This is a genomic window from Paracoccus ferrooxidans (assembly GCF_029909815.1).
Classification (GTDB): Bacteria; Pseudomonadota; Alphaproteobacteria; order Rhodobacterales; family Rhodobacteraceae; genus Paracoccus; species Paracoccus versutus.
Window position 1 is genome coordinate 103,213 of record NZ_CP038198.1, and the last position, 25,118, is coordinate 128,330.

The following is a 25,118-nucleotide window of genomic DNA, read 5'->3' on the forward strand; positions in this document are numbered from 1 at the left end:
TTCACACATCAGACAGCCTGAGAGGAGAAACCATGTCGCATGTCGTCGTCATCGGTGCGGGCCAGGCCGGGGCCGCCCTGGCCGCCAAGCTGCGCGCGCTGAAATTCGAGGGGGAGATCACGGTGATCGGCGACGAACCCGCGCCCCCCTATCAGCGGCCGCCGCTGTCCAAGGCCTATCTGCTGGGCGAGATGGAGGAGGAGCGGCTTTGGCTGCGGTCCGCCGATTTCTGGGCCGAAAACCGGATCACCCTGAAACTGGGGCAGCCGGTGACGGCCCTCGACCCCGCGGCGCGAAGCGTGACGGTCGGGGACGAGGTGCTGGTCTATGACGAGCTGGCCTTGACCACCGGCTCGGTTCCCCGCCGCCTGCCGGCCGAGATGGGCGGGACGCTTGGCGGGGTCCATACCGTTCGCACCCTGGCCGATATCGACGCCATCCGCGCCAGCTTCGCCCCCGGCCGCCGGCTGGTGGTGATCGGCGGCGGCTATATCGGGCTGGAGGCCGCTGCGGTCGGGCGCAAGCTGGGGCTGGAGGTCACGGTGGTCGAGATGGCGCCGCGCATCCTGCAACGCGTGGCCGCGCCCGAGACCTCGGCCTATTTCCGCAAGCTGCATGCCGGCCATGGCGCGGCCATCATGGAGGGCATGGCCGTCGACCGCTTGCTGGGCGAAGGCCATGTGACCGCCGTGCGCCTGACGGATGGCAGGGAGCTGCCGGCGGATTTCGTCATCGTCGGGGTCGGCATCGTCCCCGCCACCGCCCTGGCCCAGGCGGCGGGGATCGCGCTGGACAACGGCATCCGCACCGATGCGCAGGGGCGCACCTCGGCACCGCATGTCTGGGCGGCGGGGGATTGCGCCTCGTTTCCGCTGAACGGTGTCCAGATGCGGCTGGAATCGGTCGGCAACGCCATCGACCAGGCCGAACTCGTCGCCGCGAACATCATGGGCGCGGACAGGGATTACCTGCCCAAGCCCTGGTTCTGGTCGGATCAATACGATTGCAAGCTGCAGATCGCCGGCCTGAACGTGGGTTACGACCGGGTGGTCACGCGCCCCGGCGACGGGGAAGCGGTCAGCATCTGGTATTACTCGGGCGAGCGGCTGCTGGCGGTCGATGCCATGAACGACCCGCGCGCCTTCATGGTGGGCAAGCGGCTGATCGAATCGGGCCGGACCGCAGCCCCCGATCTGGTGGCCGATGTGGCCACCGATCTGAAGACGCTGATGCGGTAGGCCGGCCCGTCCGGCAATCTCCTTGCGTCAGGCTGTCGCCTCGTGGCGCGCCGCAAAGAACGCGACCGCATGGTCCGTGAAGCGCCGGGCGATGAGCCCGCGATGCACGCCCTCGCGTGAGGCGAGCACGATGCGCAGGGGCTGCAGATCATCCTCGATCTCCAGGGTCTTCACCGCGCCGCCGTCATAGGTGGTCGCGGAAGGCGGGCGCATCACCAGCAAGGTGAAGCCGAAGCCCGACGCCACCGCGCTGCGCACCGACTCGAGCGAGGTGGAGACATAGGAGATCGGCGGGTTGATGCCGCTTTCCGCCAGCAGATCCTCGAAATATCGGCGGCTGCCGGGACCGTCGAGCATGACATAGGGCTCATCCGCAAGCGTGGCCAGGCGCACGGAGTCTTGGCCCGCAAGCGGATGATCGGCGGCAACGACCACCATCGGCCGCAGCTTCGCCAGTTCCACGAAGGCCAGCCCATCCGGCACGCTGCCCCGGTCATAGGTCAGCGCCAGGTCGATCGACCCATCCCGCACCGCATCGGCCAGATCGGCCAGCGCCATCTCTTGCTGCCGGACGATCACGCCGGGGGTCGCGTCGTTGAAGCTGCGAATCAGGCCGGCGGCGTAGAAGGGCGACAGCGTCCAGAACACGCCCAGCCGAATCTCTCCGGCAGCCTCGGCAGCCAGCGCGGTGGCCTCGCGCTCGACCTGCCGCGCCTGTTCCTCCAGGCGCATGACATGCTGAAGGAACAGCCGGCCCTGGAGCGTCAGCGTCAGCCCGCGCGCGTGGTGCCGCTCGAACAGCACCAGGCCGGTCACATCCTCGAGCTTGTCCAGCGCCTGTGCCACCGAGGGCTGCGAGATGTTGAGCACGCGCGCCGCCTGGGCGATGCCGCCCTGCTCGGCGACGGCGCGGAAGTAGGCGCATTGGCGTAGGGTGAAACGAACCATATAAAAGCTGGCTTAAACCTCGGATATTCGAGTTTTGATATTCCTTGGAAAAAGGTCAAGCTGATTTCCGACCGGCGGCCCGCTTGGCCGGCTGCCAGGACTTTTCCCCATGCGAAGACAAGGAGCACCCTTATGTCACTAGCCCAGCCCGTTTCCGAATTGCTCGAGGCCGTCAACCGCCCGCTCGAAGACGCCCATGCGATGCCGCCCGCCGTCTATACGAGCCCCGATTTCCTGGCTTGCGAACTCGAAAGCATCTTCGCGCGGGAATGGATCTGCGTCGGCCGGTCGAGCGGGCTGCCCAATGTCGGTGACTATCTGACTTATGATCTGGCCGGCCAGCCCATCGTGGTGCTGCGCGGCAAGGACGGACAGATCCGCGCCTTCTCGAATGTCTGCCTGCACCGCATGTCCACGCTGGTCGAGGGTTGCGGCAACAAGCGCCTGCTGGTCTGCCCCTACCATGCCTGGACCTATGATCTGGACGGCAAGCTGCGCGGCGCGCCGTTCATGACCAGGACCACCGGCTTCTGCAAGGAGGACTATGCCCTGCCGCAGATCCGCTGCGAGGAATGGCTCGGCTGGATCTACATCACGCTGGACAAGGATCGCCCCAGCCTCGCCCCGGCTCTGGCGCCGCTTGAAGAGCTGATCGCCCATTATGGGGTGGAGAACTATGTCGAGGGCTTCCGCGAAACCCATGTCTGGGACACCAACTGGAAGGTGCTCGCCGAGAATTTCATGGAGAGCTATCATCTGCCGGTCTGCCATGCCGCGACCGTGGGCGGCCATTCCAAGCTGGAGGAAATGGAGTGCCCGCCGGGCCTGGAAGCCTTCAACTATCACTGGATCACCAAGGAAGCCTCGCTGCCGATGGGCAACGCGCATCCCGACAACACCCGGCTCGAGGGGCGCTGGCGCAAGACCACGGCGCTGATCACGCTTTATCCCAGCCACCTCATCACGCTGACCCCCGGCTATTTTTGGTATCTGTCGCTGCATCCCAAGGGCGCGGGGCAGGTGGCGATCGTCTTCGGCGGCGGCTTGGCCCCCGAATTCATGGCCGATCCGCGCGCCGAGGAATATGTCGCCACGCTCAAGGGCCTGCTGGACGAGGTCAATGCCGAGGATCGCGGCTGCACCGAGAAGGTATTCCGCGGCCTCAGCGCGAATGCGGCCCGGCCGGGGCACCTGTCCTATCTCGAGCGGCCGATCTACGACTTCATGCATTATATCGCCGAACGCACCGCGGGCTTCGACCGCTCTGCCGCCCTGGCCGCGGAGTAGGCCGATGACGACCGCGATTTCCGATATCCCGTCGATGAACGACAGGTTGCGCGTCGTCGCCGGCCTGCCGGAGCATGACGCGCAATGCCTGCCGGGCCGGTTCTATACCGATCCCGACTATTTCCGCCATGAGGTGGAGACCTTCCTGTCCAGGGAGTGGCACTGCCTCGGCCGGGCCGACGAGATCCCCGGTCCGGGGGACTATTTCACCGGCCAGCTTTTCGACGAGCCGCTGCTGGTGGTGCGCGGCGACGACGGCGCCGTGCGCGTCCTGTCCAATCTCTGCCGCCACCGCGGCATGCCGCTGGCCGAAGGGTCGGGCTCCACGCGCCGCTTCGTCTGCTCGTATCATGCCTGGAGCTACGGCCGCGCCGGCGAGCTGGTCAACGCCCCCAGGATGCGCGACAAGGGCGTCACCAGGGAAACCTGCAGCCTGCCGTCGTTTCCCTGCGAGGTCTGGAACGGCTTCATCTATGCCAACCTGGATCCCGAAGCCCACCCGCTGGCGCCGCGCCTCGGCCAGCTCGGCGATCTGCTCGGCCACTATCGCACCGGGGAAATGCGGATCGTGCGCAGCTTCGAGGAGGAGTGGCGCACCAACTGGAAATGCCTGGTCGAGAACTTCATGGAAGCCTACCATCTTTCGGTGGTGCATCCCGAAACGCTGCATCCCTACACGCCGACCGGCCTGAGCCGGAAGTCGATGTCCGACGACAGCTTCACCTCCTATTGCGCCAACTATCCCGAGACCGCGGGATCGCGCGGCACGGGGGCACCGGGCCTTACCGAGGAGGAGCGGCGCCGCTCGACGCTGTTCTGCCTGTTCCCGACGCAGATCGCCAGCCAGGCGGCGACCTTGCTGGTCTCCTTCTCGATCCAGCCCCTGGCGGTCGATCGCATCCGGGTGCGGTGGACCATGTCCACCTGGGGCGACGAGCTCACGCAGGACGAGCTGGAGGACAGGATCGCGCTTTGGCATGAGGTCAATCGCGAGGATCGCGAGAAGCTGGAAAGGATGCAGCGAACCCTCGCGTCCCGCCACGCGCCTTCCGGCCCGCTGGCGCCGCGCGACTACGAGGGCACGATCTGGGACTTCTATCGCTATCTCGGCCGGCAGGTTCCCCCGGAAGAAACGCCCTTGCGCGCGGTCAGTGCCTATTGATGCTTCCCACGCCTTTGCGAATTCCACCCGGGCGCGGATACGCGCCTGGCGAAATACACGGAGACCAACAGTGCCTCTCATAACCTGGCGTGATGCCGATGGCCGCGAAATCAGCGCGAATGTCGCCTCGGGAACCAACTTGATGAGGGCCGCGTGCGATGCGGGCGTGCCGGGCATCCATGGTGATTGCGGCGGCGCGCTTGCCTGCGCGACCTGCCATGTCGCAACCGATCCCGTTTGGGCGGAACGTCTCGGCCCGCCGGGCCCGCTCGAGGACGAGATGCTGGACATGGTCGACGGAGAGCGGACTCCGACGAGTCGGTTGAGTTGCCAGATCCTTGCCAGCGAGGAGCTGGAGGGGCTCATCCTCATCGTGCCGCCAGCCCTGCTGTAGCACCAGCGGGGCTGCGATGATCATCTCTGGCGTCGCTTCGATGGGACGATGCAGGGATTGATCGCCGATGTTTCCATCGCGCTGGCCGCGATCACGTATCGGCAATCGACGTTCGCGCATCGGCACAGCGCCGGCATCGACCAGTTCAACGAGGTCATGGGCGCGATGCGCGGTTGGCCCGATCTGGTCGAATTGGGTAAGGACGGACACGGCGAAGATCGCCTCATCATCCGCGACGTGATCGAGGCCGAACAGCGGCTCCATAGAGCGGCCGAGATGATGGCTTTGCTCGACGGCGCTGTTCCTGGAATGCGAGGCGGCGCTGAGCCGGGAGGAAACCCGGAAGGTGACGGGACACAGTCTGGAGGATGTCGCAGCGGTGATGGGCGCGCTTGCCGCCGTGTCCGAGCGTGTCCGAGGGCGTCGATATCTCGTTCAGAACGCGGCCGATGCTGTCCGATGTCGCGGAGAGAAGGGCAAGGCGGGCGGCGGCCTCAAGGTCGTCAAGAAGCTTGACGCCAGCGGCGAGCCGATCCGGGGCGACCGGGAAATCATTCCCGAGGAAGCCGAGATCGCCCGCCGCATTTTCCGCGAGTTCGCGCAGGGCAAAAACCCCGAAGGCTATCGCTGTCGATCTGAACAAGAAGGGCATCCCCGGCCCGCTGGGCCGGGGATGGGGCGATACCAGTACTCGAGGCCACCGCAATCGTGGAACCGGCATCGTCAACAATGAGCTTTACGCGGGCGTTCTGGTCTGGAACCGGCTCCGCTTCGTCAAGGATCCCAGCACCGGCAAGCGGGTATCGCGCCCGAACCCGGAAGCCGCATGGATCAGAGCGCAGGTCCCGCATCTGCGGATCGTGGACGATGCGCTCTGGAACGCGGTGCGCGAATGCCAAAAGCAGATCGCGGAAATCTTCGGCCTGAATCCGGCCAGCACGCGTGGGAGGGGAGGGCGAGGCGGCTGCATCTGGCGAACCGGCCTGTCTCTCTCCTTTCCGGCCTGATGACCTGCGGATGCTGCGGCGGGAAGGTTGGGATCATCTTGTCCAACCGTCTCGGGCGCCTCAATCCTCATCGGCGCGGCCCCTGCACCAACAACCGGGTTCCCATTTCCTTTTCGCGCCCCCGTGGCGATCCTGACGGCCTGCTTGATCTGCGGAAGCCGGGGGGCGTCTCGCGAATGTCGTGCTCAGCGGCGACATCAAAAGGCAGCTCGACGTGGTGGCTATGGTCGGAATTGAGACGCTGGATGTCGACGTTGACCTGATCACGCCATAGCCGTCGAGACTGCGAATCTGATAGATATGGGCGTAACCATTGAGACATGGAAAGTATGCTCGGCCGTGCCTTTGAAAGCTGTCTGAGGGCGGTTCTGTCGTTCGGTCAGAGCGGTAGCGCAGATTCAGGGTCTTGAAGCCGGGATTTCGTTATGAGGTTGAAAGGGCTGGTCTAAGCAGCGCGTCTTGGGACGCGTCGTTCGGCCAATCGCAAGCATCGTGGGATGCGTGCCCGCGACCGCGACCTGCGCTAGAGCGCGTTGAACTAGGATAAACTCTTTCGGCGGCTGAGGCTGCAATCACCGGCGGCCCACCGACTCGCGCAAAATCAAATCGGGGCGGGATACTTCGCCGACGGGGTCGTCGCCCAGCTTGCCCTCGATCCGGTCGATCAGGATCTCGGCCAGCCGGCGCCCGGCCATTTCGACCGAAAGCTGCGTGGCCGTCAGCGCGGGGACGAAATCCGCCGCCGAGATCCCGCGCAGCTGGTCGTCATGGGCCACGACCGACAGGTCGCGGCCGATCTGCAGCCCCGCCTCGGCTGCGGCGCGATAGACCCCCTTCGCCAGGAAGATGGACCCGCAGATGATCGCCGTCGGCGGCTCGGGCAAGGACAAGAGCCGGGCGGCGCATGCCACCCCGTCCTCTTCCGTCATCGCGGTTTCCAGCACCAGATCCGGGTCGACGGGCTGACGGCGGCTGTCCATCGCGGCGCGATAGCCCGCGGCGCGGGCCGCGGCATAACGAAACCGCCGATAGGAGTTCAGCGCCGCGATACGGGTGTGCCCGTAGTCCAGCAACAGCTCGGCCAGCCGCCTGAAGATCTCGAAATTGTCCACGTCGACGTAGGAATAGGGAATGTCCACGTCGCTGCGGCCATGCACGACGAAGGGGATGCCGGTGTCGGCCAGCAACCGGATGCGCGGGTCATGGACCAGCGGCCGGGTGATGATCAGCCCGTCCACCATCCGCGATGTCGCCAGGCGGCGCAGCACCGAAGCTTCGTCGTCGCGAAACGGCGACAGCAGCAGGTTGTAGCCGCGTTCGGTCACGACGTCGCTGATCCCGCTGAGCACATCGACGAAATTCGTCTGGACCAGCCGCAGGCGTTCGAGCGGAAAGACCAGCCCGATCGCCTCGGTCCGGCCGATGGCAAGGCCCCGTGCCCGCGCGTTCGGGGCATAGCCCATGCGCTTGGCGGCCTGTGCCACGCGCTCACGCGTGGCGGCGGGGATCGAGGGGTGGTTCCGCAAGGCGCGGCTGACCGTCGATTGCGACAGGCCCAGTTCGTCCGCCACCGCCTTCAGGCCGATGCCCTGTCCCTGATTCGGGCGATCATTGGCCATGTGGTTCCCTTCGCTTGCGCAACGCGACTTTATGGAAATCAGGATATTTGCTGAATTTTCCGGGGTCAATCCCTGGTCGACCTCGGCAGTTTACACAAGCGCTTGCACATGTTATGCAAGCGCTTGCGTAACCTCGGGAGGAGACCCATGACCCGCATCGCCCTGACCGGCCGCGCAAGGCTGCGCCTTGCCGCCGCCCTTGCCTGCGCCACCGCGCTTGGCCCGACCCTCGCTTCGGCGGATGTCGAGATCGAATATTGGCAATATGTCTTTGACGCCCGCGTGAAGGCGATGGACACGCTGATCGACGCGTTCGAGGCCGAGAACCCCGGCATCACCGTGAAGCAGGTGACATTCCCCTATGCCGACTACCAGACCCGCGTGGTTGCGGCCCATGCCGCCGGCAAGGGCCCCGACGTGGTGCAGCTTTTCTATGGCTGGATCGACAATTTCGTCGATGGCGGCATCCTGCAGCCGCTGCCCGAGGACGCCTTTCCCGCAAGCGCGATCGAGGCGGAGTTCTTTCCGATCGTCGGCGCGATGAAGCGCAACGAGCAATATTACGCGCTGCCGACGGCGGTGCGGACCATGGCGCTGTTCTACAACAAGAAGCTGTTCGCCGAAGCCGGCGTGACCGAGCCGCCGAAGACGCTGGACGAACTGGTCGAGGTCGCGAAAAAGACCGCCAGGCATGACAATGGCGGCAACCTGGTCCAGGCCGGGATCGCGCTGGACATCGCCCGGCAGGACCATCACTGGTGGCGCACGATCCTGACCGCGCAATATGGCGGCGCACCCTATTCCGACGACGGCACCACCGTCACCTATGACAGCGAGGCCGGGCTGAAGGCGCTGGACTATTACCTGGCGCTGCAGACCCAGCACAAGGTCGGCAAGGAAGGCTTCATGGACGAGGGCCAGGCCGCCTTCCGTGCCGGGCTGGCGGCGATGGTGGTGGACGGAACCTTCCGCCTGGCCAGCTATGGCACCATCGGCAGCTTCGAATGGGGCGTGGCCGAGCTGCCGGCGGCGGCGGACGGCACCCGCGCCAACTATGCCAGCTATTTCGCCAATGGCATCGGCGCCTCGGCCTCGGGCGAGGAACTCGGGGCGGCCAAGAAGTTCCTGGCCTATATCTCGTCGCCCGCCGCCATGGAGCTTTGGCAGAAGGAGGTGGGCGAGCTGCCCGCCCGCAAGGACGTCGCCATGACCGAGGCGAACCTGGCCGATCCCGTCTTCGGCCCCTTCATCCGGGCGCTGGACTATTCGCAGACCACCCGCTTCGTGGACGAGGCCGCGCAGCGCCAGATCGCCATCGACATGGTGAACCGGGCGCTGCTGCAAGGCCAGAGCCCGGCGGATTCTGTGGCCGAGGCCGCCAAGGCGGAACAGGCCCTGCTGGACAAGCATTTCGCGAAATGACCCGCCGGCCCCGGCCGAAGGGCCGGGGACCTTGTGCGGCTTCAAGCATCCAGGATCATGTTATGACACCATCCGACCATTCCGGCGGAGGGACGGGTTCCCTGCGCCTGTGGGACAGGCTGTCGGTCACGACCAAGCAGATCGTCTGGGCATGGCTTTTCCTTGCCGTCCCGATCCTGTTCTTCGGCGTCGTCCGCTTCTATCCCACCCTGCAAGCCTTCTGGCTGTCCCTGACCGACTGGGACCTGCTGAACGAGGCGAATTTCATCGGCCTCGACAATTACCGCAAGATGCTGGCCGACCCGCTGTTCTGGCAGGTCTTCCGCAACACCTTCGCCTATCTGCTGATCGGCACGCCCATCAGCATCGCGATATCGTTCGTGATCGCCTATTACCTCGACCGCGTGCGCTTCCTGCATGGCGCGATCCGGGCGCTGTATTTCCTGCCCTTCCTGACCACTGCCGCGGCGATGGCCTGGGTCTGGCGGCTGTTCTACCAGCCGCCGCCCATCGGCATCATCAACGGCTTCATCGGCATGCTGGGCTTCGAGGCGCAGCCCTTCCTGCGCTCGACCGAACAGGCGCTGCCGGCGATCATGGTCACGGCGATCTGGGCGGGCCTGGGCTTCCAGATCATCATCTTCCTGGCCGGGCTGCGCGCCATCCCGACGACCTATTACGAGGCCGCGCGCGTGGACGGGCTGGGCGAGTTCACCATCCTGCACCGGATCACCCTGCCGCTGCTGAAGCCGACCACGGTGTTCCTGGTCGTGTTCTCGTCCATCGGCTTTTTGCGGATCTTCGACCAGGTCTACAACATGACCAGCAACGATCCGGGCGGGCCGCTGAACTCGACCAAGCCGCTGGTGCTGATGATCTACCAGACCGCCTTCTCGTCATACCAGATGGGCTACGCCGCGGCGCAGACCGTCGTCCTGTTCACCATCCTGCTGGTCATCACCATGATCCAGCTCTGGATCCTGCGGAGCCGTTGAGATGAGCCGATCCGCAACCGCCCCTGTCCCGCGCAGCATCCGCCCCGGCGCGATCATTGCCTGGACCTGCCTGTTCATCGGCGGGGTCATCATGATCACGCCGCTGTTCTTCATGTTCTCGACCTCGCTGAAATCGGCGGGCGAGGTCTTCGACCTGCGCCTGGTCCCGGCCAACCCGACGCTGCAGAACTATATCCGCGTGCTGTCGGACGGCCGCTTCCTCGGCTGGTTCCTGAACTCGACCCTGATCGCGGTGATCACCACGGTCTCGTGCCTGTTCTTCGACAGCCTGGTCGCCTACACGCTGGCCAAGTTCCGCTTTCCGGGCCGCAAGCTGGTCTTTCTGGCGATCCTGTCCACGCTGATGATCCCGACCGAAATGCTGGTCATCCCGTGGTATCTGATGTCGAGCAGCCTGGGCTGGACGGACACCTATTGGGGGATCATGTTCCCCGGCCTGATGACCGCCTTCGGCGTCTTCCTGATGCGCCAGTTCTTCGAAACCGTGCCCGACGATTTCCTCGAGGCGGCGCGGATCGACGGGCTGAACGAATTCACCATCTGGTGGCGCATCGCCATGCCGCTGGTGACGCCGGCGCTGTCGGCCCTGGCGATCTTCACCTTCCTCGGCAACTGGACGGCCTTCTTCTGGCCGCTGATCGTCACCACCGACCGCGACCTCTATACGCTGCCGGTCGGGCTTTCCAGCTTCGCGGTCGAGCAGTCGATCCAGTGGGAGATGATCATGACCGGGGCGGCGCTGTCGACCATCCCGACCCTGCTGATTTTCCTGTTCTTCCAACGCTATATCGTCCGCGGCGTCATGCTGGCCGGCGTGAAGGGCTGACCATGACCCATGTTTCCGACACCTTTCCCGATCCGGTCTATCGCGACACGGTGCTGGCGCCGCTGTTCGACGGCGCGCGCACGGGCCATGCCCATGCGCTGCGGCAGGTGGACAAGGCCCATCTGGTGATGCTGGCCGAGACCGGCATCCTGACGCCCGCGCAGGCGGGCGCCATCGCGGGCGGGCTGCGCGCCGTCTGGGCCGAGACCGACCCCGCCGCCATGCGCTATGGCGGCGATGTCGAGGATTTCTTCTTCGCCATGGAAAAGGCGCTGAAGGCCAGGATCGGCCCCGACCTGGGCGGGCGGCTGCACACCGCGCGGTCGCGCAACGACATCGACCACACGCTGTTCCGGCTGGCCCTGAAGCCCAGGGTCGAGGCGGCGCTGGCCGAGGGCCGCGCGGCGCTGGCCCAGCTTCTGGCCACCGCCGGGCGCGAGGCCGAGACCCTGATCGTCGCCTATACCCACGGCCAGCCGGCGCAGCCGACCACGCTGGGCCATTACCTGGCCGCCGTGGCCGAGGTGATGCTGCGCGACCTGGCCCGGCTGGAGGCGGCGCTGGAAATCGTCGACCGCTGCCCCCTGGGCGCGGCGGCGATCACCACCACCGGCTTTCCCACCGACCGGCACCGCGTGGCCCAGCTCCTGGGCTTCGCGGCGCCCCTGCAGAACTCCTATGGCTGCATCGCGACGGTGGACTACATCTCGGCGACCTATTCGGCGCTGTCGCTCATGTTCCTGCACCTGGGTCGCCCGGTCCAGGACCTGCAATTCTGGAGCAGCTTCGAGGTGGGGCAGATCCGCCTGCCCGGCGGGCTGGTGCAGATCTCTTCGATCATGCCGCAAAAGCGCAACCCGGTCGCCATCGAGCATCTGCGCCACCTGGCCAGCCAGACCTGGGCGCGCAGCAATGCGGTCCTGGACATCCTGCACAACACCCCCTTCACCGACATGAACGACAGCGAGGGCGAGACGCAGGACTTCGGCCACCAGGCCTTCGACGCCGCCCTGCGCAGCCTGCGCCTGTTCGGCCGGGTGATGGCGGCATTGCAGGTCGATCGCGCCCGCGTGGCCCGCAACCTGCGCCTGTCCTGCGCCACCGTGACCGAGCTTGCCGACATGCTGGTGCGCGAGGCCGGGTTGCCCTTCCGCGCCGCGCATGAGATCGCCTCGGAGGTCGCGGGCGCGGTCGTTGCGGCGGGCGAGGATCTGTCCTCGGGCGGCTATCCGCATTTCCGCCGCGCCTATGAGGCCGCGACCGGCCAGGCGCCCGAGGTGGACGCCGCGGCCTTCGCCCAGGCGACGTCTGCCGCGCATTTCGTCGCCCTGCGCGACCGTTTCGGCGGCCCCGCCCCGGCGGCGCTGCAACCGGCGCTGGCGGGCTACGGGGCGGAATTGCAGGCCCTGGAAAACCGGGCCGCGGCCCGCGCGGCGCAAGACCGCGCGGCGGCTGAAGCCCTTGAACAATCCTTCAATCAGCTCTCGGGAGGAGCATGATGGCGAGCATTACCCTCGACAAGATCGTCAAGACCTACGGCGCCTCGACCGCCGTCCACGGCATCGACCTGCAGATCGCCGACGGCGAATTCGTGGTGCTGGTCGGCCCCTCGGGCTGCGGCAAGTCCACCACGCTACGCATGATCGCCGGGCTGGAAAGCATCTCGGGCGGCACGCTGAAGATCGGCGCGCGCGTGGTCAACCAGATGGAGCCCAAGCAGCGCAACATCGCCATGGTGTTCCAGAACTATGCCATCTACCCGCATATGACGGTGCATCAGAACATCGGCTTCGGGCTTTACACTTCGAAACTGTCCAGGGCGGAAAAGGACGCCCGCGTGCAGGAGGTGGGCAGGATCCTGGGCCTGTCCCACCTGCTTGAACGCCGGCCCGCCGCGCTGTCGGGTGGCCAGCGCCAGCGCGTCGCCATCGGCCGCGCCATGGTGCGCGACCCGCAGGCGTTCCTGTTCGACGAGCCGCTGTCGAACCTCGACGCCCAGCTGCGCGGCCAGATGCGGCTGGAGATCAAGCAGCTGCACCAGCGTCTCGGCAGCACCATCGTCTTCGTGACCCACGACCAGGTCGAGGCCATGTCGATGGCCGACCGCATCGTGGTCATGCGCGAGGGCCGCATCCTGCAGGTCGGCGCGCCGATGGAGCTTTACAACCGCCCCGCCGACATGTTCACCGCCCGTTTCATCGGCAGCCCCGAGATGAACATGCTGGATGCGGAGCTGTCCGGCGACGGCCTTGGCTTCGGCGGCAATGCGGGCCGGGTGACGCTGGTCCCGGATGCGCTGCCGCCGGGGCTGCGTCAGGCGTCCTCGCCGCGCGTCGCCGTCGGTATCCGCCCGCAGGATCTGGCGCCGCTTAATGCCGGGACGACCGGCGCGGCGCTGGTGCTGCACGGCACCGTCCGCGTGGCCGAGCCGCATGGGTCCGAGACCTTCGTGCATCTCGACCTGCCCTCGGGCAGCGTGATCGCGCGGGCCCCGGCGGCGGCGAGCTATCGGCCGGGCGACGCGGCCAGTTTCAAGGCGGATCGGGACAGTATCCGCTATTTCGACCGCGAGACCGAAAGGCTGGTCGCCTGAGGCCCGGCTTTCGGTTTGATAGCCATCAGGCGGTGATGATCGCCTGGTGGTGCCAGAGGCCCGGCGCATCGAGGGCATGCCCGAGCATTTGCTTGCCGCGACGTGGTGATGCCGCCCCGTGATGGTGGGGCGGCGCGGTGCTTATCCAAGCAGCTTGAGGATCGCCGGCACGCTGAGAACGGCGGCGTAGTAGCCCATGAACTGCACCCCGGTATTCATCCCGAGCACGCGATAGAGCAGCCCGCCGACCAGGCCCACTGTCAGGATGACCAGCAGCGCGATCACGCCGCCCTCCCATAGGCCGATCACCAAGATAAGCCCGACGAAGGTGGCGATGATGGCTTCGTGGCTGATGCGCTTGGCGACGAAGGCGGCGGCGCTGCGGGCATGGTTCATGGCGAAGGGATAGGCGATCAGGGTCGCGATCACCACCGAGACCAGGCCCCAGATCAGGAACTCCGACACCGACATCAGCGTATGCAGGTTGTTGACCACGCCCGTCTCGGAATTGACGGTGAAGCGCGGCGGCGCGTTGAACAGCGGCGCTGCCGGGCCGGCGGCCACCGGGCTGAGCGGCAGGCCGAATGCGATCAGCGGGATGAGCGCCTCGGCGATATAGGTCGATTCCGTCACGCCGTTGCGCACCGCCAGAACAGAGGTCAGCCGGTGATAGGCGTGCTTGATGCGCGCACCGACGATTTCTCCGGCGATGACGGTTATCGCCACCGGGCTGAAGACGAAGGTTCCGCTGGTGATCGCGGCGGCGGTCGCCGTCGCCCGCACCTGGCTGCGATCCAGGACCCGGAACGGGTTCGGGAAGTATCCGCCCCAGCCCTTCACGTCGGGGGCCAGCGTCGTTTCGCGCGGCTCGCTGCGGTTCATGCGCTTGCGCTCCAGCGGCGAGGCCGCGGAGATGAGTTCCGCGACAAGCGGGCCGATCGCGATGCCCAGGAAATAGCTGACACCCAGCTTGACCTCGTGCGCGCCGGTGAAGCTTTGCAGCGCGACGATGAGCAGGGTGAACGGCACAAGCGCGATGACCGAAGCCCAGCGGCCGGCCGAGAAATAGGCGATCAGCACCGAGGCCGCGATGAAGAGCCACGGGGCCGAGGCGGTGATATAGGTGCCGAAGGGGGCCAGGATGACCGCGAAGAGCACGGCAAGCGGCACGGCGATGAAGGCCGAGATGACCGAGCCGGCCAGCATCTTGCGCAAGGCGATATGCGGGGCGCCCAGGTTGCGCAGGGCCGAGGCCTGCTGCAACAGGGGCAGCGCCATCGTGTCGCCGGGAATGCCAAGCAGCGCGGTCGGGACCGCGTGGGTCATGTGCTTCGAGATGGCGGCGCACATCCAGAAGGTGAACACCCCCGCCGGCGGTGCGCCCAGCAGAACGACCAGCAAGGTCACGGGCGCGATGGTGGTGGTCTCGTCCGTCCCCGAGATCAGGCCGATGGCCGAGAACAGCACCGCGCCAAGCAGCCCCAGTCCCAGGGCGACCAGGATATCGTAAAGCAAGGGGTCCATCTCAGCCGGCCTCCCGGTTGCGCGCGCGGTCTTGCTCATAGTCCTGGAAGACGGAATAAAGCCCGACCTCCCGCATTTCCTGCGCGACGGCGGGCGGCAGATCCTCGACGCTGCCGATGGCACCGCCCTCGATCGCGATCTGGTCGAGGACTTCGGTCTGCCAGATGGCGCCCGGCGCGATCTGTTCGACCACCCGACGCTTGGGCTGGAAAAGGCGGGCGCAGATCGCCCCGCCCAGGATGCAGCCGATGATCCCTGCCAGCATGGCTAGCGCCTTGCCGATGGCCGGCGTGCTGGCCAGGGGCGCGATGGTGGCCAGGGCTACGGCATAGACGGCCAGGCTGACGACCGCGCCGATCAGAATGGCCTTGCCAAGCTGGGGCCGCGAAACGACATCGCCCCAGATCTCGGCAAGCTGCCCGTCCGGCCCCGAAGCGGGCGCCGGGGTTGGATTGTTCATGATGTCCTCCCAGATACGAACCCCCGGCGAGGTGTCGTCCCCGCCGGTGTTGGATGTTCAGCCCTTGCGGATCTCCGCCAGGATTTCCTCGGCGCGCGCCGCGCGCACATCGTGGTCGGCCGCCAGGCGACGGGCGACGATGTCGATCTCCTCGCCGGTCGCGCCGGCGCCGATGGCGATATTGCGCGCATGCAGCGCCATGTGGCCGCGCTGGATGCCCTCGGTCGCCAGCGCCCGCAAAGCCGCCATGTTCTGTGCCAGCCCCACGGCGACCGTCACCTCGGCCAGTTCGACGGCCGAGCCGACGTTCAGGATCTTCAGCGCCGCCTGCGCAGAGGGATGGGTCTTAGTCGCCCCCCCGACCAGGCCAAGCGCCATCGGCATCTCGATGGTCCCGACCAGGGTTCCCCTGGTGCTGATTTCCCAGGTCGTCAGCGAGGTATAACGCCCCCCGCGCGCGGCATAGGCATGTGCCCCGGCCTCGATGGCGCGCCAGTCGTTCCCGGTGGCCACGACCACGGGGTCGATGCCGTTCATGATGCCCTTGTTGTGGGTGGCGGCGCGATAGGGATCGACGGCGGCGAATTCATAGGCATCGACGATGCCTTCCATCATGCGGCGTCCCGAGAAATCCTTGGTGGCAAGCGCCTTCTCGGTCACTTCAAGCCGGGCGCGGGCGATGCGCAGGTCGGCCAGGTTCGACAGGATGCGCAGCCGCACCTCGCCGCCGGCGACCCGCTCGACGATCGACGCGATGGCCTCGGCCATGGTGTTGACGGTGTTGGCTCCCATGGCGTCGCGCACGTCGACCAGAAGGTGCAGGACCACCATCGCCCCGCGTGAGGTCTTGGGGAAGACATGCACCTCGATGTCGCGGCAACCGCCGCCGAACTTGACCAGGACGGGGTCTTTCGCGTTCGCGGCCGCGATGATCTCGTCGCGCGCGGCAAGGATCGCCAGCCGTGCGCCGAAGGGATCGGTCGTGCCGACCAGTTGCACCTGCGCCCGCATCACCGGGGCCGTGGACGAGGTCTGGAACCCGCCGCAATCGCGCACGATTCGCGCCATGTAGGAGGCGGCCGCGACGACCGAAGGCTCTTCGACCGCCATCGGGACTAGGTATTCGCGGCCGTTGACCAGGAAGTTCGTGGCAACGCCCAGGGGCAGTTGGAACGTGCCGATCACGTTCTCGATCATGCCGTTCGCACGCTCGACCGGCAGGGCGTCGGCCGAGGCCAGGACCGCGCGCGCCTGCTCGTCCAGCCCACTCGCGGCCGCCACCTTCTCCAGCCGCTCGGCGGGCAAGAGATTGCGCATGTTTTCAATCCGCGACGTTGCGGTTTGTTTCGTTCCGGTCGTCAAGGGATCCTCCCAAATTCACGGCAGATTGCGCAGGCTGGGCTTGCGCTGGCCCTAGGTCATGTTGACAAATGGCGGAGCCAGAGGCGGATCGACGTGATGTCGATGAAGCCCAGGAAGCTTTCGGCGGTCTTGTCGTAGCGGGTGGCGACGCGACGGGCATTCTTGAGCTTGTTGAAGCACCGCTCAACGAGATTGCGCAGGCGGTAGAGCCTGCGGTCAACGGCGACCCGTAGCTTCCGGGTTTTGCGCATGGGGATGACCGGCACCACGTCGCGCACCTCCATGGTCTTGCGGATGTTGTCGGAGTCGTAGCCGCGGTCTGCGAGCAGAACGCTTGGCTCGGGCAGGTTGTCAGCCATGACCAGATCGAAGCCGAGGTAGTCCGATGTCTGCCCGGCCGTGATCTCGGTTCTCATGGGCAGGCCTGCCGCATTGACCCGCAGATGGATCTTGGTCGTGAAGCCACCTCGCGAGCGGCCGAAACCTTGGCGCGGAGTCCCCCTTTTGCGCCCGCTGCCTGATGATGAGCGCGAACCACGGTGCTGTCGATCATCTGCAGCGCATCCGGCACGATCCGGCTCTCGTTCAGCGCCTCCAGGATCTGTTCCCACAGCCCCGCCAACGTCCAGCGCCGGAACTGCCGATAGACAGACGACCATTTGCCGAACTCTTCCGGCAGGTCGCGCCAGGGCGACCCCGTTCGGGCGATCCAGAAAATCCCATCCAGAACAAGCCGATGGTTCGTGGGCTTGCGGCCGTTCGGAGAACGGACAGCCAGGATGAAGCGTTCAAAGAACGCCCACTCGTCGTTCGACATCAGGTTTCGTGCCACGCTGGTCTCCATTGCAGATACCAGCTTGAATCACGATCACCGCGCCCGGTGAATCCCTTTTGTCAACACGCCCTAAACTGTCTTAAAATTCATAATGTCATCAAGGGACAGTTGCCGATTTTATGGCCGGGACTGTCCCAGTAAAATTTCCGGGACGGGACCATGAGCAGGGTGGACGCTATCGTCGCGCAGATCAGCGGGCAGATCGCCTCGGGCTTCTATCGTGCCGGGCAGAAGCTGCCATCGGTGCGTGGCGGCGCCGGGCAGTTCGGCGTCTCGAAGAACACCATGGCCGAGGCTTACGACCGTCTGGTGGCGCAGGGACTGGCGGTCGCCCGACAGGGATCGGGCTATTTCATCACCGGCAATCGTCCCCCTCCCGCGCCTCGGCTTCGCCCGGATGTGACCGAGGCGACCAGCATCGTCTCGCTTTTGCGCGAACAGCTCGACCAGCACTACGAGACCCGCCCCGGCGACGGGCGTCCACCCGCCACATGGACCGAAGTCGCCGAGATGCGTCGCATCCTGCGTGCCGGACGGCGCAGCGACGGGGCGATCGACTTCGGTTATGGCAGTTCCTGGGGGCTTGGCGCGCTAAGGGACTGGCTGCGCATGTCGCTTGCGGAACGCTCGATCCTGACCGAGCCGGACGGCATCATGCTGACCAGCGGCGTGAACCACGGGCTGGACCTGATCATCCGCCAGCTGCTTGAGCCCGGCGACACGGTGTTCGTGGACAGCCCCGGTTATTATCCCCTGTTCGCCAAGCTGCGCCTGGCCAAGGTCACGGTCGTCCCCGTGCGCCGGATCGAAGACGGGCCCGACCTGGACGATCTTCGGGACAAGCTTGCCGGCCATCGTCCCAAGGTTTTCTTCACCCAAAGCCAGGCGCATAATCCGACCGGCGGGACATTGTCGCCGGCCACGGCCTTCGGCCTGCTGCAACTGGCCGACTTGCACGACTTCCGCATCGTCGAGGACGATATCTTCGCCGACCTGCTTGCGCCGACCCTGCCCAGGCTTGCCGCCTTCGGTCGGCAAGAGCGCGTGCTTTATGTCGGCTCGTTTTCCAAGACGCTGTCGGCCAGCCTGCGCTGCGGCTATATCGCGGGCTCGCCGGATCTGGTCCGCGGTCTCGTCGACCTGAAGATGATCACGACCGTCGCCACCTCGGCGCATGTCGAGCGCCTGGTGACGGACATGATCGAGAGCGGGCAGTATATCAAGCATTTGCGCCGGCTGCGAACCCGAATGCAGGAGGGGGCGAAGGCGACGGTCCAGGCGTTGTCCGAGGTCGGGCTGGATGTGAGCCTGCCGCGGGTGCAAGGCTTCTACCTTTGGGTCCCCCTTCCCGAGACGCTGGACGAAGCCGCCTTTTGCCGCCGTGCGGCCGCGGCAGACATCTTCATCGCCCCGGCCAGCGTCTTCCATACCGAGCGGGATGCCTGCAGAAGGCCCGCCATGCGGGTCAACGTGGCTTATGGGGCTGATCCACGTTTCTGCGCTTTCCTGCGCCGAGAACTCAAATCTGACTGAAAGAGGCATTTCATGACACTATCCGCATCGTCGAGGTCGGTCCTCGCGACGGTTTGCAGAACGAGGCGCGGCCCCTTGGCGTTGATGACCGCGTGGCCATGATCGAGGGCCTGATTTCCGCGGGTCTGACCACCGTCGAAGCCGGCAGCTTCGTTTCGCCGAAATGGGTGCCGCAGATGGCCGGCTCGGCCGAGGTGCTGGCGCGCCTGCCACGTCGCCCCGGCCTGACATATCCGATGCTGGTGCCGAACCCCAAGGGCCCGGAGGCGGCGCTGGCTGCCGGTGCCGAGGAAATCGCGATCTTCGCCTCGGCATCCGAGAGCTTTTCGCAAAGGAACATCAACTGTTCGATCGACGAAAGCTTCCAGCGGTTTGCGCCGGTGATGGACGGGGCGCGTGCGGCAGGGGTGCGCGTGCGCGGCTATGTCTCCTGCGCGCTGGGTTGCCCATACGAGGGCAAGGTAGCCCTTTCCGCCGTTCTCGGCGTGTCCCGGCGCCTGTATGATCTCGGCTGCTATGAGCTGTCCCTGAGCGACACCATCGGCATCGGCACGCCTAGCGTCGCCCAGGTCGGGCCGAAGAGCAGGATGAAGACCAGAAGGCCGAAGGCGAGGATCAGGTTCCAGCGCGACATGAACTGGATGCCGCGCTCGAGCCCGGTGATGGCCGAGATGGTGTAGAGCGTCACCAGCAGCAGGATCAGCGTGCTTTGCGTGGCGAAGCTGTCGGGCAGGCCGAACAGCGCGTTCAGGCCATAGGACAGCTGCAGGCCCAGGAAGCCGATGGGTCCGACCGTGCCGGCCACCACGGCGATCACGCAGCAGGTATCCGCCACGATGCCGATCCAGCCGTGGATCGCACGCTGGCCAAAGACCGGATAGAGCAGGGTGCGCGGCGCCAACGGCAGGCCCTTGTCGTAATGGTAATGCATCAGCAGCACCGTGGTCAGCGATCCCAGGATCGCCCAGGCCAGGAAGCCCCAATGCAGATAGGCCTGCGCCAGGCCGATGGTGGCGAGCGATTGCGGATCAGCGCCCGGCCCGGCGAAATAGGGCGGGGTCGAGATGAAATGCGCGATCGGCTCTCCTGCCGCCCAGAACACGCCGCCGCCGGCAAGCAGCGTGGTCATGATCATGGCCGCCCATTGGAAGGTGGTGAATTCCGGCTTGTCGAGCCCGCCCAGCTTGACGCCGCTGCCCGGCATGAACAGCAGCACGATGCTGATCGCCAGCGCCGCGAACAGCAGGATCTGCCAGTAAAGGCCGAACAGCCGGGCCGAGACGGCGAAGCCCCAGTCGATCATCGCGCTGAGCCGCGCCAGATCGGCGACGGCCAGCAGACAGAACAGCAGGATGAAGCCTGCCGTGATGCCCAGAAGCGGCAGGTTGATCCGGCGCCAGGCACCGGAGATCCCCCGCGGAATGTCGAGATTGCTCATGTCCTTCCTCCCTCGGACAAAGAAATCCGGGCCGGCGGCGCTATTCGGCCGCCCGCTGGATCGGTGTGCGGGCGTCGAGCGGCCCGAAGCTTTCGGCATAGAAACGCGCCCAGCTGCCGCCCATCACGCCGTCGATCTCGGGCTGGGACAGGCCGGCCTTGCGCAGCCCCTCGGCAAAGCCCGCCAGATCGCGATTGTCGCGGTGCCAGGTCACCGTCGCGGGAAAGCCCGGCACCTCGGCGCCGCCTTCGCCGTAATCCATGCCCTTGGTCCAGCGCCCGACCCGCATCCATTCGACGATGGAATCCGGCTGGTCCTGGCACAGGTCGGTGCCGATGCCGATGTTCTGCGGCCCGGTGATGTCCGCCGTGCGTGCGATCATGTCGCAGAAATCCTGCAATGTGCAGGCGCTGCCGTTGCGCAGGTGATGCGGATAGGTGGATACCCCCAGCATGCCCCCTGATTGGCCGAGCGCCCGCAGCACCTCGTCGGTCTTGTTGCGCAGCGCCGGATGCCAGCTTTTCGCATTGGCATGGGTGATGGCGATGGGGCGGCCGGAATGCTCGATGGCCTCCAGCGTCGAGCGGTCGCCGGAATGGCTCATGTCTACGACCAGGCCGACCCGGTTCATCTCGGCCACCACCTCGCGGCCCATGCGGGTCAGGCCGGTATCCTCGGCCTCGTAGCAGCCCGAGGCGAGCAGCGACTGGTTGTTGTAGCTCAGCTGCATGAAGCGCAGCCCCAGGCTATGCAGGATCTCGACCAGGCCGATATCGTCCTCGATGCAGGACGGGTTCTGCGCGCCGAAGAAGATCGCCGTGCGCCCGGTCTCTTGCGCCAGCCGGATGTCCGCGGCGCTGCGGCCGTGCAGGATCAGTTCGGGGAAACGCTCGAACCAGCGGTTCCAGCGCTCGATGTTCAGCACCGTCTCGCGGAAGGTCTCGTGATAGGTGATGGTGACATGCGCGGCGTCCAGCCCGCCCTGGCGCATCTGGCGGAAGATGCCTTCCGACCAGTTGGCATATTGCAGCCCGTCGATCAGTGGCGCGCGGCTCATTCCGGCACCCCCGCCGCGACATAGGCGGTCTTCACGGTGGTATAGAACTCGGCGGCATAGTAGCGGCCCTGTTCGCGCGGGCCGAAGCTGGAGGCGCCGCGACCGCCGAACGGGACGTGGTAGTCGGTGCCGGCCGTCGGCAGGTTCACCATCACGCAGCCCGGCCGCATGTTGGCGCGGAAATGGCTGGCGCGCGCCAGGCTGCGGGTCATGATGCCCGCCGTTAGCCCGAAGGCGCTGTCATTGGCGATGGCCAGCGCCTCGTCATAGCTGCCGGCGCGGATGACGCAGGTGATCGGCGCGAACATCTCCTCGCGGTTGATGCGCATGTCGTTGCGGGTGCCGGCAAGGACGGCGGGGGCCATGTAATGGCCCGGCGTGGCCCGCTCCAGCCGGTCGCCCCCGCAAAGCAGTTCGGCGCCTTCCTCTTGGCCGATGCGGATATAGTCGAGGTTCTGTTGCAACTGTCCTTCGCTGACCACCGGGCCGATCTGCCTGCCCTGGTCCAGCGCATGGCCGACCTTCGGCGCCCTGGCCGCCGCCACCAGCCGCTCGACGAAGGCGTCGTGGACCGTCTCATGCACGATCAGCCGCGAGGCGGCGGTGCATTTCTGCCCGGTGCCGCCGAAGGCCGCATTGGCGGCATGGGCGACGGCCAGGTCCAGATCGGCATCCTCCATGACCAGCATCGGGTTCTTCGAGCCCATCTCCATCTGCAGCTTGGTCATGTTGGCAGTGGCCGCGGCGGCGATGCCGCGCCCGACCGGGACCGAGCCGGTGAAGCTGATCGCATCGACCAGCGGGCTTTCGACCAGCTGCTGCCCGACCTCGCGGCCCGGATCGGCGACAAGATTGAAGACGCCTTTCGGAATGTCCTGCCGGGCGATGATCTCGGCCAGCATGATGGCGCTGGCTGGGGTCAGGTTCGCCGGTTTCCAGACCACGGCATTGCCATAGGCCAGCGCCGGGGCGATCTTCCAGGCCGGCGTGGCGACCGGGAAGTTCCAGGGCGAGATGATCGCCACCACGCCCACCGGCTCGCGCCGCACGTCGATCTCGATGCCCGGCCGGACGCTTTCGGCCAGGTCGCCCTGGTTGCGCAGCCTCGGCCGCCGAATAGGTGAAGAACTGGCCGGCGCGATAGACCTCGCCCTTGCCCTCGGCCAGCGGCTTGCCCTCTTCGCGCGCGATCATGCGGCCGATCTCCTCGGCCCGTGCCATCAGCTCGGTGCCGATGGCCATCAGCACGTCGTGCCGTTTCTGGATGCCGGCCGCCCACCATGCCGGCTGCGCGCGGCGCGCCGCCGCCAGCGCCTCGTCCAGCTGCCCGGCGCTGGCCTGCGCGAACTGGCCGATCACATCGCCCAGGTCCGAGGGATTGCGGTTTTCCACCGTGGTCGCGCCGGACTGCCATTGGCCGTCGATGTAGAGTCTGGTCTCGGTCATGGATCTGCCTCCGGTCTGCATTTGCCGAAAACAGATAGACTTCCGGGTTATTTCAATTAATCTTAAATAATTGAAGTTTATTTCAGAATTTCTGAATATCAATCAAGCTCGAAATGCTGCGCGTCTTTCAGGTCGTGGCCGAGGCAGGCTCGCTTGGCCGCGCCTCGGCGGTTCTGGGCCGCACGCCCTCGGCGGACTCGATGATGCTGTCGCAATTGCAGGACAATCTGGGCGCCGAGCTGTTCGAGACCGACCGCAAGAACCGCCTGACGCCCCTGGGCGCGCTGGTGCTGGAAGAGGCGAACCGGGCGCTGGACGCCTTCGACCGCAGCGCCTCGGCGATCCGCCGGCATGCCAAGTCCACGGCGGGCCTGGTGCGCATCGCCGCCGTGCCCTCGGCGACCATGGACCTGCTGCCCGAGATCATCGCCCGCTTCCGCCGCCAGCGGCCCGATGTGCGGCTGGAGATCAGCGATGTCGATACCGCGACCGTCCACCGCCGCATCAAGCTGGACGAGGCGGATATCGGCATCCTCTCGACCTCGGCCGAGGACCAGCAGATCGGCGAGGTGATCCGGCGCGACGCGCTCGGCATCGTCTGCCGGGCGGGCGGGCCGATCTCGCAGGCGGTCGGCTCGGGTGCCGCCCGGTCATGGGAACTGCTGGAGTTGGAGCCGCTGATCGAGAACCCGCTTTGCCACCTGGTCGCGTCCGAGCTGGTTTCCGGCCTGCTGCTGCATTGCAATCTGGAAGCGCGCAACACTACCGCCCTTCTGGCCTTCGTCCGCAGCGGGCTGGGCGCCACGGTCCTGCCGGAAAGTGCCATCTATCACAGCCCCGAGCAGTTGGAATTCGTTGTCCCACGGGACCCCGAAAGCTGGCGCGAGCTGAGGAAGATGCACAGCAGGGACCGGCATCTCAGCCCTGCCGCACAAGCCCTCTGAGACCTGATCGGCGCCTGACCTGGATTCGGGCAGGATCCGGGCCTGCGTTCCGGATTTCAGCCGGCGGCAGCCCAGCTCGTGTGGGCAACGCCTCGGTCCCGCGTCGCTGCCGGCCCCGCCGGACGCATCGCTGGTCCCACAGGTCCGGCGGTCCGGTTTTTTTCGTCCGTGGCACAGGTGGCAAGTCGGGACCCAGTCCAGCCCGATGGTCCGGGCCGAGCGTGTGACGCCGGGCTGAGTCCGGGATCGGCCGGCGTGAAGTGCCCGAGGGGCGGGGCTCGACCAACGATGTGGAGCTCACCGCCGCTTCCTTCGCTGACGCAGGCCCGCTGTTACAGGTTCGCGGGGTCGACGGGCAGATCAACCCCGGCGGTCCGGGATGTTGTCCGTCATCGAATGATGGCAGCATTCCCTGGATCACCGTAAAGCCCATCCATATGAGCCGATGTATATCAGAAAGCACCGGGCGGGTCTCCGCAGCGTAACTATGTCCCAATAATCCAAGATTAACCTGGCTTGCATCGATCCTGTCTATCCTGGGTATCACCGCGATCGGCGGTGCAAGGCCGACGCGTGCGAAACGATGCAATCTGCGTGAACGGCCGATAGCCTTCATTATTGGTTACATACAGCGTGGCGCGGATCGATAATTGACCGCAGGCCGAGATGGCTGACGAGTTGCGCGTCGACATCGGGCGCGGCGAGGAACGCTTGCGAACCGGCGCAGTCGAGGCAGCGCACGCGACGGCCCAGGGTAGGGCTAGCCTTAACTAGCGGGAAAGGGGGGCAAGTGGGGCCGGAGAATGGTGGCGGTGGAGGCGGTCTCTGGATGGTCTGGGATTGCCATCACCACCGCCATACGCAGCCCTGGCAGGCTGATCCACGCGCCGGACGGCGAAGCAACCGGCAGTTACATCATGCTGATGCCCCTTGCGTTGGCGGCGGGCAAGGCGGGGGCTCTGCCCCCGTCGCGCTGGTGCGCGACTCCCCCGGGATATTTGGGCAAG

At 66.2% G+C, this 25,118-nt stretch carries 21 protein-coding genes and 2 pseudogenes; 14 read left to right on the top strand and 9 right to left on the bottom strand.

Annotated features, from left to right (window positions below; translation table 11 throughout):
* The first annotated feature begins 32 nt into the window (after positions 1–32).
* Positions 33–1,238 (top strand): NAD(P)/FAD-dependent oxidoreductase, encoded by a 1,206-nt coding sequence (locus tag E3U26_RS00530; protein ID WP_499105119.1) that lies wholly within the window; start codon positions 33–35, stop codon positions 1,236–1,238.
* A gap of 27 nt (positions 1,239–1,265) precedes the next feature.
* Here the strand turns inward: E3U26_RS00530 and E3U26_RS00535 are convergent, their stop codons facing one another.
* Positions 1,266–2,186 (bottom strand): LysR family transcriptional regulator, encoded by a 921-nt coding sequence (locus E3U26_RS00535; protein ID WP_449044922.1) that lies wholly within the window; start codon positions 2,184–2,186, stop codon positions 1,266–1,268.
* Between the two features lie 132 nt (positions 2,187–2,318).
* Between E3U26_RS00535 and E3U26_RS00540 the strand changes: the two genes are divergently transcribed.
* The 5 genes from E3U26_RS00540 (at position 2,319) to E3U26_RS00560 (ending at position 6,036) form a co-directional block, all read left to right on the top strand.
* Positions 2,319–3,473, top strand: coding sequence for an aromatic ring-hydroxylating oxygenase subunit alpha (locus tag E3U26_RS00540; protein ID WP_499105120.1), 1,155 nt, complete (start codon positions 2,319–2,321; stop codon positions 3,471–3,473).
* A 4-nt stretch (positions 3,474–3,477) separates the two neighbouring features.
* Positions 3,478–4,635, top strand: coding sequence for an aromatic ring-hydroxylating oxygenase subunit alpha (locus E3U26_RS00545; RefSeq protein ID WP_499105121.1), 1,158 nt, complete (start codon positions 3,478–3,480; stop codon positions 4,633–4,635).
* Between the two features lie 142 nt (positions 4,636–4,777).
* A complete protein-coding gene (locus tag E3U26_RS00550; protein ID WP_499105807.1) occupies positions 4,778–5,029 on the top strand; it encodes a 2Fe-2S iron-sulfur cluster-binding family protein in 252 nt (83 codons plus the stop codon).
* A 48-nt stretch (positions 5,030–5,077) separates the two neighbouring features.
* A complete protein-coding gene (locus E3U26_RS00555; RefSeq protein ID WP_499105123.1) occupies positions 5,078–5,545 on the top strand; it encodes a hypothetical protein in 468 nt (155 codons plus the stop codon).
* 146 nt (positions 5,546–5,691) lie between these two features.
* A complete protein-coding gene (locus tag E3U26_RS00560) occupies positions 5,692–6,036 on the top strand; it encodes a recombinase family protein (RefSeq protein WP_499105808.1) in 345 nt (114 codons plus the stop codon).
* Positions 6,037–6,608: 572 nt separating this feature from the next.
* Here the strand turns inward: E3U26_RS00560 and E3U26_RS00565 are convergent.
* Positions 6,609–7,655 (bottom strand): substrate-binding domain-containing protein, encoded by a 1,047-nt coding sequence (locus E3U26_RS00565; RefSeq protein WP_052096140.1) that lies wholly within the window; start codon positions 7,653–7,655, stop codon positions 6,609–6,611.
* Positions 7,656–7,802: 147 nt separating this feature from the next.
* On the opposite strand from E3U26_RS00565, the gene E3U26_RS00570 reads away from it, so the two are divergent.
* The 5 genes from E3U26_RS00570 to E3U26_RS00590 all read left to right on the top strand — a co-directional run bounded on the left by E3U26_RS00570 (position 7,803) and on the right by E3U26_RS00590 (position 13,512).
* On the top strand, positions 7,803–9,077 hold the full coding sequence (locus E3U26_RS00570; RefSeq protein WP_499105125.1) for a sugar ABC transporter substrate-binding protein: 1,275 nt from the start codon (positions 7,803–7,805) through the stop codon (positions 9,075–9,077).
* 62 nt (positions 9,078–9,139) lie between these two features.
* The gene (locus E3U26_RS00575; protein WP_036758345.1) at positions 9,140–10,072 is read left to right on the top strand and encodes a carbohydrate ABC transporter permease; all 933 of its coding nucleotides are present in this window, start codon (positions 9,140–9,142) and stop codon (positions 10,070–10,072) included.
* Between the two features lies 1 nt (position 10,073).
* On the top strand, positions 10,074–10,919 hold the full coding sequence (locus tag E3U26_RS00580) for a carbohydrate ABC transporter permease (protein ID WP_499105126.1): 846 nt from the start codon (positions 10,074–10,076) through the stop codon (positions 10,917–10,919).
* A 2-nt stretch (positions 10,920–10,921) separates the two neighbouring features.
* On the top strand, positions 10,922–12,418 hold the full coding sequence (argH, locus tag E3U26_RS00585; protein ID WP_499105127.1) for an argininosuccinate lyase: 1,497 nt from the start codon (positions 10,922–10,924) through the stop codon (positions 12,416–12,418).
* The gene (locus E3U26_RS00590; RefSeq protein WP_499105128.1) at positions 12,418–13,512 is read left to right on the top strand and encodes an ABC transporter ATP-binding protein; all 1,095 of its coding nucleotides are present in this window, start codon (positions 12,418–12,420) and stop codon (positions 13,510–13,512) included. The genes argH and E3U26_RS00590 overlap by 1 nt, the downstream gene beginning before the upstream one ends.
* Positions 13,513–13,653: 141 nt before the next feature.
* Here the strand turns inward: E3U26_RS00590 and E3U26_RS00595 are convergent, their stop codons facing one another.
* From E3U26_RS00595 to E3U26_RS00610, 4 genes are all read right to left on the bottom strand, one after another.
* Positions 13,654–15,036 carry a tripartite tricarboxylate transporter permease gene (locus E3U26_RS00595; protein WP_499105129.1) on the bottom strand — a complete coding sequence of 461 codons (1,383 nt, stop codon included), beginning with the start codon at positions 15,034–15,036 and terminating at the stop codon, positions 13,654–13,656.
* Position 15,037: 1 nt separating this feature from the next.
* Positions 15,038–15,496 (bottom strand): hypothetical protein, encoded by a 459-nt coding sequence (locus E3U26_RS00600; protein WP_036758353.1) that lies wholly within the window; start codon positions 15,494–15,496, stop codon positions 15,038–15,040.
* A 57-nt stretch (positions 15,497–15,553) separates the two neighbouring features.
* Positions 15,554–16,813 (bottom strand): hydroxymethylglutaryl-CoA reductase, encoded by a 1,260-nt coding sequence (locus tag E3U26_RS00605; RefSeq protein WP_499105130.1) that lies wholly within the window; start codon positions 16,811–16,813, stop codon positions 15,554–15,556.
* Between the two features lie 101 nt (positions 16,814–16,914).
* A protein-coding gene (locus E3U26_RS00610) for an IS5-like element ISPme2 family transposase (RefSeq protein WP_088238952.1) occupies positions 16,915–17,702 on the bottom strand; the annotation gives its coding sequence in 2 pieces (ribosomal slippage) (positions 16,915–17,366 and positions 17,366–17,702; 789 coding nt in all).
* 150 nt (positions 17,703–17,852) lie between these two features.
* Here E3U26_RS00610 and E3U26_RS00615 point away from each other — a divergent pair.
* Complete coding sequence (locus E3U26_RS00615; protein ID WP_499105132.1) at positions 17,853–19,226, top strand: aminotransferase-like domain-containing protein; 1,374 nt, start codon at positions 17,853–17,855, stop codon at positions 19,224–19,226.
* 53 nt (positions 19,227–19,279) lie between these two features.
* A pseudogene (locus E3U26_RS00620) lies at positions 19,280–19,732 on the top strand (hydroxymethylglutaryl-CoA lyase-like TIM-barrel protein); the annotation flags it as partial.
* A gap of 8 nt (positions 19,733–19,740) precedes the next feature.
* Here the strand turns inward: E3U26_RS00620 and E3U26_RS00625 are convergent.
* The 3 genes and pseudogenes from E3U26_RS00625 to E3U26_RS00635 form a co-directional block, all read right to left on the bottom strand.
* On the bottom strand, positions 19,741–20,664 hold the full coding sequence (locus tag E3U26_RS00625) for a BCCT family transporter (protein WP_499105133.1): 924 nt from the start codon (positions 20,662–20,664) through the stop codon (positions 19,741–19,743).
* 40 nt (positions 20,665–20,704) lie between these two features.
* Positions 20,705–21,721 carry an amidohydrolase family protein gene (locus E3U26_RS00630; RefSeq protein WP_499105134.1) on the bottom strand — a complete coding sequence of 339 codons (1,017 nt, stop codon included), beginning with the start codon at positions 21,719–21,721 and terminating at the stop codon, positions 20,705–20,707.
* A pseudogene (locus E3U26_RS00635) lies at positions 21,718–23,167 on the bottom strand (aldehyde dehydrogenase family protein). Before E3U26_RS00635 ends, E3U26_RS00630 begins: the two are co-directional and overlap by 4 nt.
* Before the next feature lie 113 nt (positions 23,168–23,280).
* Between E3U26_RS00635 and E3U26_RS00640 the strand changes: the two are divergent.
* Positions 23,281–24,111: a LysR family transcriptional regulator gene (locus E3U26_RS00640; RefSeq protein ID WP_499105135.1), complete on the top strand. Its 831-nt coding sequence runs from the start codon at positions 23,281–23,283 to the stop codon at positions 24,109–24,111.
* Positions 24,112–25,118: the final 1,007 nt, after the last annotated feature.

Coding starts and splice junctions, on each gene's coding strand:
- E3U26_RS00575 (WP_036758345.1), top strand. CDS start 9,140: ATGACACCATCCGACCATTCCGGCGGAGGGACGGGTTCCCTGCGCCTG.
- E3U26_RS00550 (WP_499105807.1), top strand. CDS start 4,778: ATGAGGGCCGCGTGCGATGCGGGCGTGCCGGGCATCCATGGTGATTGC.
- E3U26_RS00590 (WP_499105128.1), top strand. CDS start 12,418: ATGGCGAGCATTACCCTCGACAAGATCGTCAAGACCTACGGCGCCTCG.
- E3U26_RS00580 (WP_499105126.1), top strand. CDS start 10,074: ATGAGCCGATCCGCAACCGCCCCTGTCCCGCGCAGCATCCGCCCCGGC.
- E3U26_RS00625 (WP_499105133.1), bottom strand. CDS start 20,664: ATGAGCAATCTCGACATTCCGCGGGGGATCTCCGGTGCCTGGCGCCGG.
- E3U26_RS00565 (WP_052096140.1), bottom strand. CDS start 7,655: ATGGCCAATGATCGCCCGAATCAGGGACAGGGCATCGGCCTGAAGGCG.
- E3U26_RS00615 (WP_499105132.1), top strand. CDS start 17,853: ATGAGCAGGGTGGACGCTATCGTCGCGCAGATCAGCGGGCAGATCGCC.
- E3U26_RS00545 (WP_499105121.1), top strand. CDS start 3,478: ATGACGACCGCGATTTCCGATATCCCGTCGATGAACGACAGGTTGCGC.
- E3U26_RS00640 (WP_499105135.1), top strand. CDS start 23,281: ATGCTGCGCGTCTTTCAGGTCGTGGCCGAGGCAGGCTCGCTTGGCCGC.
- E3U26_RS00535 (WP_449044922.1), bottom strand. CDS start 2,186: ATGGTTCGTTTCACCCTACGCCAATGCGCCTACTTCCGCGCCGTCGCC.
- E3U26_RS00570 (WP_499105125.1), top strand. CDS start 7,803: ATGACCCGCATCGCCCTGACCGGCCGCGCAAGGCTGCGCCTTGCCGCC.
- argH (WP_499105127.1), top strand. CDS start 10,922: ATGACCCATGTTTCCGACACCTTTCCCGATCCGGTCTATCGCGACACG.
- E3U26_RS00530 (WP_499105119.1), top strand. CDS start 33: ATGTCGCATGTCGTCGTCATCGGTGCGGGCCAGGCCGGGGCCGCCCTG.
- E3U26_RS00605 (WP_499105130.1), bottom strand. CDS start 16,813: ATGCGCAATCTCTTGCCCGCCGAGCGGCTGGAGAAGGTGGCGGCCGCG.
- E3U26_RS00630 (WP_499105134.1), bottom strand. CDS start 21,721: ATGAGCCGCGCGCCACTGATCGACGGGCTGCAATATGCCAACTGGTCG.
- E3U26_RS00555 (WP_499105123.1), top strand. CDS start 5,078: ATGCAGGGATTGATCGCCGATGTTTCCATCGCGCTGGCCGCGATCACG.
- E3U26_RS00595 (WP_499105129.1), bottom strand. CDS start 15,036: ATGGACCCCTTGCTTTACGATATCCTGGTCGCCCTGGGACTGGGGCTG.
- E3U26_RS00540 (WP_499105120.1), top strand. CDS start 2,319: ATGTCACTAGCCCAGCCCGTTTCCGAATTGCTCGAGGCCGTCAACCGC.
- E3U26_RS00600 (WP_036758353.1), bottom strand. CDS start 15,496: ATGAACAATCCAACCCCGGCGCCCGCTTCGGGGCCGGACGGGCAGCTT.